7 protein-coding genes and 2 pseudogenes are annotated in these 9,223 nt (G+C 66.5%); 6 read left to right on the top strand and 3 right to left on the bottom strand.

The features are described 5' to 3' along the window. Nucleotides 1–198 (top strand): annotated as a pseudogene (locus ABZ441_RS33270) (hypothetical protein); the annotation flags it as partial. 56 nt (nt 199–254) lie between these two features. Here ABZ441_RS33270 and ABZ441_RS33265 read toward each other — a convergent pair. Beyond that, nucleotides 255–881, bottom strand: coding sequence for a hypothetical protein (locus tag ABZ441_RS33265; RefSeq protein WP_358981101.1), 627 nt, complete (start codon nt 879–881; stop codon nt 255–257). A gap of 94 nt (nt 882–975) precedes the next feature. Here ABZ441_RS33265 and ABZ441_RS33260 point away from each other — a divergent pair, with 94 nt between their 5' ends. The 5 genes and pseudogenes from ABZ441_RS33260 to ABZ441_RS33240 all read left to right on the top strand — a co-directional run. Beyond that, nucleotides 976–1,206, top strand: coding sequence for an e9imm peptide (locus ABZ441_RS33260; RefSeq protein WP_358981099.1), 231 nt, complete (start codon nt 976–978; stop codon nt 1,204–1,206). A 373-nt stretch (nt 1,207–1,579) separates the two neighbouring features. After that, entirely contained in the window at nt 1,580–3,157 is a 1,578-nt protein-coding gene (locus ABZ441_RS33255) for a hypothetical protein (protein ID WP_358981097.1), read from the top strand. 718 nt (nt 3,158–3,875) lie between these two features. Continuing rightward, nucleotides 3,876–4,496: a DUF6461 domain-containing protein gene (locus tag ABZ441_RS33250; protein ID WP_358981095.1), complete on the top strand. Its 621-nt coding sequence runs from the start codon at nt 3,876–3,878 to the stop codon at nt 4,494–4,496. 660 nt (nt 4,497–5,156) lie between these two features. Continuing rightward, the gene (locus tag ABZ441_RS33245) at nt 5,157–5,918 is read left to right on the top strand and encodes an isocitrate lyase/phosphoenolpyruvate mutase family protein (RefSeq protein ID WP_358981093.1); all 762 of its coding nucleotides are present in this window, start codon (nt 5,157–5,159) and stop codon (nt 5,916–5,918) included. A gap of 726 nt (nt 5,919–6,644) precedes the next feature. Beyond that, nucleotides 6,645–6,929 (top strand): annotated as a pseudogene (locus ABZ441_RS33240) (MBL fold metallo-hydrolase); the annotation flags it as partial. Between the two features lie 37 nt (nt 6,930–6,966). Here ABZ441_RS33240 and ABZ441_RS33235 read toward each other — a convergent pair. Both ABZ441_RS33235 and ABZ441_RS33230 read right to left on the bottom strand, forming a co-directional pair. Next, entirely contained in the window at nt 6,967–7,596 is a 630-nt protein-coding gene (locus ABZ441_RS33235) for a DUF6461 domain-containing protein (RefSeq protein ID WP_358981091.1), read from the bottom strand. Nucleotides 7,597–8,371: 775 nt separating this feature from the next. Continuing rightward, nucleotides 8,372–8,902, bottom strand: a complete 531-nt coding sequence (locus tag ABZ441_RS33230; RefSeq protein WP_358981089.1) for a hypothetical protein — start codon at nt 8,900–8,902, stop codon at nt 8,372–8,374. Nucleotides 8,903–9,223: the final 321 nt, after the last annotated feature.

Genomic DNA, 9,223 nt, shown 5'->3' with positions numbered 1-9,223 from the left:
TACTTCCGGGGTGCAGGCATCAGACCTGTGCTTCCCATCTGCCGGATCAATCATGCCCGGCTTCAGGGCCGCTACGAAACCCGGTTCAGCTCAATGGGTCCAGAGGTGCCCGGCCTGGTGTGGGGCTGCCTGGTCTGGGATGACCCCGGCAGCCCTTCTTTGGACGATGCGCTCGAGCACTGGCGGCCCGTCCACTGACACACCCCGCTCGGGGGTCCGCCTGGCTGACGGATCCCCTCACAAGCATGCGGCGGCTACGGCTTCTTCATCTCGCAGATGAGGTTCAGCCCACCGATGTCGCAACCCCTGAACCACAGCTGACCGGCATCGACGGCGTACTCATCGCCGTCGATGATCCGCATCTGCGGCAGGAACTCGTTGCCGTACTTGCTCATCGCGCCTTGGTTGACGAACCCCGACATCGAGGAACGGCCGCACTTCTCGCTGAACGTCGGCGCGTCGTAGCGGGTGTCGTCCAGGAGGTGTTCAGCGCCGTCGTCGGCCTTCGCCGCCACGGTCTGGATGCACTCGCCACCTCCGGCCGTGCCGGCGGGGTTCACCCCGCCCGCAGAAGCGGGCAGACCGACGGACTCATATGTCGAGGCGAACGGCACCTCATCACAGTTCACCTTGTCCAAGGTCGGCAGGGGGACCTGCGGACGGAACTCCGGGTGGAGGAACGTCTTCGGGTGAGCCACGAATCCCTTGGTCGGGACGTATCCATCCGTTCGGGTTCCGCTGTACGCGTAGCCGAGCTGGATCCGCTTCCAGTCTTCATCCGCCCAGATCCGCTGAGGCAGCTCCGGCATCGGCTGAGGAGCTGATATCGGCTGGATACGACCGGAGCACGTGGACTGGGTTACGCGTTCGTCAGCAGGCATGGAGTGATCCTACGGACGAAGCCGAGCATCCCTTTCCTCACGGACCTCATGGTGAAACGACCTGTTAGTAGGGTGCGCAGATGGAGGAAGCCTGTTGCGTGCGGTGGAGTTGAGTCGGGCGGAAGCGATCGAGCGTGTGCAGCGGATCATGGAGGCGGACTACGCCTCCGAAGACGAGGTGAACGAATGGCTGGATATGCTCGACAGGGCTCTGGCCTGCCCATCCGGTCACATCAGAGACCTCGTCTTCTGGCCGCCCGAGCGGGAGTTGTCGGCAGAGGAAGTGGTCGACCACGCCTTGGCGTACCAGTCGATCGTCTTGTGAATTCGGCACTCAACCTTCCCGACCAAGAGGCCACGTCGCGAAACCGGACTCGACCGCTTTCCGGTGGTCATCGGCGAGGAACAACTGAGGTTCCCGTCGAACCGTATCGGGTGGCGCCAGCACGGTGTCGAGCGTAGCGGCGACCTTCCGGACGGCGGCACGGATGGTCGAGCGGCCGGAGATGCAGCGGGGCCGGACCCGCGAGGAAGAGGGATCAGCGCGGTGAAACGTACGAGGAGGAGTTATGAGTAGGAAGCGAGGCTCACAGGTCCAGGAGCCCGGCAGCGGCGTACGGCGGCTTTGGCTGCTGCCCGACCCAGGTGAGGACGAGCCGTTCATCGACGTCCGTACCGACGGTCACGGGACGTTGAATGTGTGGGTCGCCCGGGACGGACGGCATGATCGTTTCTGCCTCGAGGTGACCGCCCAACACGTCGCCGCTGCAGAGCGCAGCGCACTTCGGCGTTGGGCCGTCTTCGCCGTGCTCTTCGGTGAACTTGCTGTTTTCCACCCCGATACCGCCCCTGCGCGTCCGCCTGCAGAATGCAGGCGGGTGATCGACACGATCCTCGGTGGCGCCGATTCCGAGGTCGAGCAGTACTTGACCACGATGAACAAGCGTTTTCTGGGCGGTCTTCGGGATTCGCTGGCGTTGCTGTGTAAGGCCGATCTGACGCGTTCTCGGGGCCGTGAGGCGTTCGAGAAGCGGCTGTGGTTCGGCGTCGAGTCGTTGATCATCAGCGATGCGGAACGCGCCCGGCGTGCGCAGGAGAGGGAACGCGGGGCAGCAGCCCGGGCAACCGTGGTGCGGCAGGGCTTCGAGCCTTTCAACGACGCTCTCCTGATGGCAGAGCCCGACGACGTCGTGCAGCGTGCCATCGATCTGCTCGGCTCGAACCCGGTGACCAGCGAGTTCGAGGTTGGTGCACCCGCGCACCGCGACCGGTATCTGACGTTCGGCTCCGGTGGCGAGATCATGCTCCGGGACGGGGCGGTGACGGCGATCTTCTTCCACATCCAGCCAACCGAGGCCGCGCCCCACGGCTTCACGGGGCTCAGTGACCTGATCCCCGGGCTGAGCCGGGACGCCTCGAGAGGTCAGGTCGAGGAGGCGCTCGGTGAACCGATCGTCGGACGCGCGGGCCTGAACGCGACCCACCTCGTCGGAAGTGGGTTCGTGAAATTCTTCTACGACGCGTGGGCCAAGAAGGACGCGCCGAATCATCTGAAGCTCATCCAGGTGACAGCGGAGGACACGTACGCCAAGACGGATCCTGCCGACGAGCGTTGCCCCGGCTGCGCGGGCATGTTGATCAGGACGACGTCGCCGTCCGGTGGCGTGGACGTGGACGCAACGATCGCAGCGCTGCACGACGGGGTCGCCGCCGGCCGTCTCCGCCAGGCGCACAACTGGGTGGCGCTGGACGACATGCTCCGCCTGCACGACTCCGGTCTGATGGAACACGTGGAGGCACAGCTGGGATGCACGATCTGCCACCGGCACCTCATCTTCGGGCTGCACCGCGACGCGGACGCCACCTACGAGTACGTCTCGCTCAACGACACGTATCGCCGAAGCCCGGAGCAGGTCCCGCCGGTGGAGCGCTGGGGTGACGCTGCCCGGATCGAGCGGGAAGCGCAGCGCCCGGAACGTATCGCGACCGACGGCAACACCTGGATCCTGTTCGCCAAGGGCAAGGACCTCTTCATGAACGCGCGCTGCTGGTACAGCGCCGTGGAGGGGTCGAGGCTGATCCGTCTGCAGGCTGCCGAGGTGCAACAGTACCGACGTGAGGGTGAGGCCTATTTGTCCCGACTGCAGGAGACAATCAACCGCACCTGGACGAGCAACGACGATCCGTGGCGCTCGCGCGACCTGAAGCGGAGCGGAATGTCGGACGAGGAGGCCATCGAGGCGAGCCTGGCCGCAGTGCAGAGAGAGCAGGCGTGAACAGGCGTGGCGGCCGGGTGTTGCTGGGCTCCTCGGGGGTGTGCACCACTGAGTGCAGCGGCTGTCGGCCTGTGTGGCAGGGCGACAGCGCCACACCGAACCACCGTCCGTGATGATCTTCTTGGTGGGCGTGCAGGCAACACCGGGGGCGTCAGAAGTGTGGAGCGCTGGTTGCCTGGTAGTAGGGCGTGTCTGCGGGGCGTGCTGCGGGCCGTGAGTGACCAGGCGGCTGCTGCTGTCCGGTCGGCATCGGGTTGGCCGGCTGCAAAGGAGGTTGCTGCCGAGCCCGTCGACATCCCCGCACTACGCAACTCACTTTTCAGCAGCGGAGCGGTCGAACCCGGGCCGCGTTCACCGGTCCCACCGGGGGCTTCTCACGCCCGGCGGCGCCCCGGAGGGTGCCGCCACGCTCCAGTTCGGCACCCTCCGTTAGCCGCGCCAACTGAGTGGCACGCACCCTCTCCAACCCGGCGTTTCGGAGACCGCGCGCCGTCGACCACACGATGCCGATCCGCCACTTGTCGACTTCATGCACCTGTGCAGTTCTTCTGCTCTGTCATCCCGAGGAGTCCACGCATGCCCGTTCGGACCAGCCTCTTTGATGACGATTCCCAGACGGTGAGAAAGAGCGCTTCCCGAACCGGCCGACACCGCATCCGACCGCTTCGACGACCTCCGGGTCTCTCCACTGTCAGTCATGCGAGCCAGAATGGGCGGCATGCCGAAGACCGCAGTGGACTATGCATGGTTCGAGAACGACTTTCCCGACATCGCCGAGGCGTACTGCTTCACCCTGGTGCGAGGTCTGACACCGGCTGAGGTGGTGTCCCGGCTCGACGGGCGGGAAGAGACGCCCTTGCGCGGCATAGCGGCAGTCGTCGACGCGGCTTTCGCCCAGTACGACCTGGAGGGGGGCGACAGCCAACTGGTCGCGCTGACGGGCCATGGCGCCTGGACGTTGCTGATCGAGCCCAACGGCTACCTCGGGGTCACCGAAGAGCGAGGGCTGCCGGCCTCCGCCGGGGCGACCTGGGTGTCCCACTTCGTGAACATCAACGCTGTCGGTATATTCCTCTGGGCAGAGGACCAGGTCCGGCGGCTGTCCTTCGACCCCATGTTTCCGGAGGACCGATGGGGCACCGCCTCTGAGGAACTCGTCGACGTCATGCAGAGTATCGGCTTCCCCTTCGACGAGGACGCTCCGGAGCCCGATCTGTCGTCGCCGGCTGCGTTCGCCCTGGCAGAGCACCTGACTGGCGTCGCCGTCACTCCGACCTTGCTCGAAGACACTACGTACACCTGCGCCACCGTGCAGATTCGCCGCCCGCCCGCCCTGTGAGCCGGCACGGGCAGGCACACGGTCGAGGAGAGGTTCGGCACCGACTCCCCGCCGCCGTGTTCCCGTGTGGGTGGTACCTGTGTGAAACGGCGGTCGGGCTCCGAGGCCGGGGGAGTGGGTCGATCGAGTCATTGACAACTACGACGCCGCGGGCCGGCCCGGCGCGGACACCTCCATTCTGCGGACGAACCAGATGTTTCGGCTTCCGCTTGGCGGAAGTGCAACACGCCTCACAGCGATCGTGGGAAATCCCCCTACGGCTGTCAGCCGGATCCGGCCAACTTTGCCTCGCCCGGTCCCGGCACGGGAGGGATGCATCCCCGAGCACCCCGATCTGCCGCACCTCGGCACGGCAGTCCGCAGCCGTCCTGACGTCGGCCCGGCAGCGTCTGGAGAGCCGGGCAGGCCGTTGTCCAGGATGGGCCGACCCGATGACGGTCTTCTTCGCGAGACTTGCACCCGAGGCCGTCTCTGTGCAGCGTGCAGGCCCCTGCGATGCAGCGATGCGGGGGATCGGAGCGTCGAGGTGGAATGCCCCACCACCGCCGGCGGCGTGGACGATGATGGTCTGCACCCCCGGCCCGGCAAAATCTGGGCCGCACACTTCCGTCAGCCTCGCCGGCACGTTGTCGCTGGCGATTCGGGGGTAGCGTCCTCGACATGGACCTTCGCACCACCGTTGAGCGCGCTCAACGCCTCAAGCAACTGCACGTCGATTACAAGCCGCTCGTGCTGCCGACCGTCTGGGACGTCTGGTCCGCGCGTGCGGCAGCCGGCGCCGGGTTTCCTGCCCTGACGGTGGGCAGTCATCCGCTCGCAGAATCGCGGGGGGCCGACGACCACGAGGGGCAGACCTTCGAGGAGGTACTCGCCGCCGTCAGGCCGATCGTCGCGGCGGTCGACGTTCCCGTGTCCGTGGACCTGGAGGCCGGGTACGGCCAGGAGCCCGCAGATCTCATCACGGGACTTACCGAAATCGGTGGCGTCGGTCTCAACATCGAGGACACCGTCCACTCGGAGGGCGGACGCCTGCGCAGCACGCAGGAGCACGCGCGCTACATCGCCGGCCTGCGCGCGGCGGCTGAGGAGGCGGGGATCCCGGTCTGGGTCAACGGGCGCACCGACCTTTTCCTGCACGCGGAGAACGCCTCAGGCGTTCTCGACGAGGCGATCGAGCGGCTGCGGGCCCTGGAGCAGGCCGGTGCCGACAGCGTCTACCCGGTGCGTATCCAGGACAACGACGATCTCCTGGAGGCGGTGACCGGCGCCGTCGGCATTCCCGTGAACTCCACGGCCCATCCCGTCAAGCACGATCTTGAGCGCTTCCGACGCCTCGGCGTCGGCCGGATCACCTATGGTCCCCTGCTGCAACTCGCGATGACGGATGCGATGAAGGACATGCTCCGGCCCTGGGCTCCCTAGTGTCCTGACCGGGAAGAATGTCAGATCCGGACAGGCGAAGCCACGCCTGTCCGGACGAGACCGAAGGCAGGGGATCCGCGAAGCCAGGTTCGGCAAGTCCCGGCGCTGATCCCGTTGGAGCCCAGCTCCGTGAACGCACTACATGGGTCCGACGCCTGCGAGTGACGTGGTGCCGCAGGCCGAAGGATCCCGCCTACTTCTTTTCCCGTAACGCACGGCGCCTGATCTACCCCCTTGCCCCCGACGTTCCGTCAGTGGGCCGATCCCGCCCGGGTCGGCACCGACGTATCCCACCCGCCGCGGCTGCACGAGCTCAGACAGACCCTCGCGATCCGCACCCAGCTGCAGTGGTATCGCACTGGCGACAACGTCCAGGTGAGGATCCTGTCCCTGTCGACTCACCTGGGGCACCACGAGCCAAGCCGCTGCACCCAGCCACGACATCAACTCGCGGGCCCTGCAGCCAGGGAGGAAAACGTAGTCGTGGGCGCAGGCAGGTCGCGGTTGTCGTTGCGCACCGTCCACCTCTGCCTCATCGCGAACAGCCATCGGTCAGTGGTTTCGGTGACGAGGAGGGGGCCCTCGAAGGGCCGAGTGCCACGCTGCCCGGAATATCGGCTCCTGGGGGAGGGGATCAAGGGCGAGGTCGTCCTCGTCCCCCCATAGAGATCATCACGGCATAACGTGAGTCACCGCCCGTGTAGGAGGCATGGCAGGATCGCGCTCATGTCCCTCAGCCTTCCTCACCTCTGGATCGGCTCGACCGAGATCATCGCCCTAGCCGACGGCGAGGGCCCGTTCTTCTCCCCGCGGGCCGAGGCCTTCCCCGGGGCCACGGCCGCACAGTGGGCCGAGGCTGATCGCTACGACCCGGGCGCGGTCGACGCAGAGGGCCGCTGGCGGCTTCAGTTCCGCGCGTACGCGATCCGCGGCGACCAGGGCCTCACCGTCGTGGACGCCGGCATCAGTCCGGCGGACAGCCCGGCCGGCTCCTGGGCGCCCGTGCCCGGTGTGCTTTCCGGGTGAGCTCGGCTGGTTCCAGGAGCGGTCAGAGGCGCATGGTGGGATTGCCGCGAACCGCATACGCCGGAAGTCGTGCTTCCTGCAGGTAGCTCGGGCAGAGCGAAAGGTCGAACCGCCGTTCGAGAACACCCAGAGTGCGCCTGTAGATGTCCCTGAAGGGTTCGCCCTCAAGAGCGAGGATAGTCGCCCCGTCGGGGTCCAGTATCTGCCCGGCGACGAGGTCGGGGAGGAGGTGATCGGGCTCCTCGCCGTAGCGCACATGTTCCTCGTGCAATCCGAAGCCGCATCGAAACACACCATCCCGTGCGTAGAAGAAGGTGGCAGGGGGGTGTTCCTGGATCGGAACGTAGTGGATGGCTTCGACGCCGTGGCGCGAGATCTCTTCAAGGCGGTCGTGGCCGGTCGAATCGCCGTACTCCACAGCAAAGGACCAATCTCCATGCCGGCCCACCCGAACGACACCATCAGCGTCCTCACCAGGCCGGTATAGCGTGATCCCGAGCTCCCATACTTCCGCGTCGGTGATCGGGGCCGTTACCGCCTCTTCATCGCCTCCCATGCGCAGCGCGAGTTCACGCGCGGATATCCCGCGAGCGAAGACGACGCTGGACATCCAGTTGTCGAGATCAACCAGCCACTGAATCCCGCCACTCACGTGCACACCCCTTGCTCACACCGTGTGATCTACAGGGCAGCACTCTATGCACCGCCACTGACATTGATACTCGTAACGGGTTCCGGTGGTCGTGGCTCTGCCAGTGACTGACGCCCCCTGGCTTCCCGTTGTACCGTCCGGCTGCCGGGGTCCGTTCTCTGTGGCTCCGGCCAGGTGGAACATGACCTGACAAAAGCTTGGTCAGCAGCCACCTCGATGTTCTGTCCGTCCCACTTCCGGCCGGTGCCACCGCCAGGAAGGCACGTCCAGCACGACGGCAGTCGGCATAGCGGGAACGGCCGGGGTGTGAGTGTTCGGCGGTGCGGACTCCCACGCCTACACCAGGATGATCCGCGCCGAACCTCAGGGCAGTGCAGCAACGGCAAGGCCTTCCCGTCTGGGTGCGGGCTGATCAGCACCCGGGAGTACGGGGGCTGTACGGCCTGGGCGGTGATGCACGTCTCAGACGTCAAGGTGAAACAACAGGTCCGCGGCGGAGACATGGGCGGCCTGCTGAAGCAGCTCGCTGTGTTTCTTGCTCGTCTCGCGGCCGCGGGCTGCTTGCCGGCCGGCTGGGAGCGAGGCTGTTCCAGTACGGTGCGCAGATCGGTGGCCTATCCGGAGAGCGGCCGGCCCGTTGCTGCACTCCCGTCTAGCCTTCGCGAAGCACCGCGCGCATTTTCCTGGATCGCTTCGCAACTGGTTACTGGAAGTGGCCTGTTCGGCTCTCCGAGCAGCTGAGGCCTGCTCGCAGACACCTCACCCGACGGCCTGGCTACTCGATCAGAGTATCCGCGATAATGATCACCAGGCCGATCAGCATGTCCAGGCCCCCCGCCCGGAGCGAGGACGGCCATCCATGGCCGGCGGTGCGGGCGGCCCAGGTGCCCCAGCCGAACAGAGCGGCGGTGTTGAACAGCAAGGCCACGTCCACAGCCGTAGCTTCTGTCCACCACCCGGCTACTGCGGCAAGCAGTATCGCCACCGTGGGCAGCACGGCGGCGACCAGTGGCCACTCGGCGAGAACCAGCCGCAGTCTGCCCATGGGGGCTGCCCCATCGGCGGACGCACGCTGGGCGATGACGTGCGCGTACCCATGGGCGGCACCCGCCGCCAGTGCGGTGAGCAGTACCCACAGTGCGTCCGGGCCGGGATCGGCTTTCTCGCTCGTCGCGTCCAGCGCGGCCACCAGAGCGCTGGCCAGCACCAAGCCGTAGATGCCGCTGAACAGCGACTGCTCCGCAGGCCGGTGCCGCAGGATCGGTGCGACGTCCCTTCGGCGGGCGTGGTCTGCACGGTCGGGCATCGCATCGCCTCGGTGCGGGAAGAGGGCTGGGTCCGCACATACTCACCCTTGTGACGCCGGGGAACACGACGCCACGCGCAAAGACTGTCAGGACGCCGGTGTCGGGCGGTACGGCACAGCCCGAAGCCGTCCCAGTGAGGCGGCGCCATGGTTAAGATCCGCTGCGGGTTCCGCCGCATCGCACAGTCCCGAGGCCTGGACCTTCTGACTGCTTCCATCCCTTGATCGAGCAATGCTCAAGACCTGTGGATCGGCCTCGGGAGGGATGCCTCGCGGAACGCGGAGGGCGTACCTTCCCGAGTGATCGACCTCTGGTCATCG

Source organism: Streptomyces sp. NPDC005752 (genome assembly GCF_040630715.1).
Classification (GTDB): Bacteria; Actinomycetota; Actinomycetes; order Streptomycetales; family Streptomycetaceae; genus Streptomyces.
The sequence above is the reverse complement of the archived record's forward strand: the minus strand, read 5'-3'. Positions and strand labels throughout refer to the sequence as shown.

What these genes read in the sequence shown, in the direction of transcription:
- ABZ441_RS33265 (WP_358981101.1), bottom strand. Translation starts at nt 881, where the DNA reads ATGCCTGCTGACGAACGCGTAACCCAGTCCACGTGCTCCGGTCGTATC.
- ABZ441_RS33250 (WP_358981095.1), top strand. Translation starts at nt 3,876, where the DNA reads ATGCCGAAGACCGCAGTGGACTATGCATGGTTCGAGAACGACTTTCCC.
- ABZ441_RS33245 (WP_358981093.1), top strand. Translation starts at nt 5,157, where the DNA reads ATGGACCTTCGCACCACCGTTGAGCGCGCTCAACGCCTCAAGCAACTG.
- ABZ441_RS33230 (WP_358981089.1), bottom strand. Translation starts at nt 8,902, where the DNA reads ATGCCCGACCGTGCAGACCACGCCCGCCGAAGGGACGTCGCACCGATC.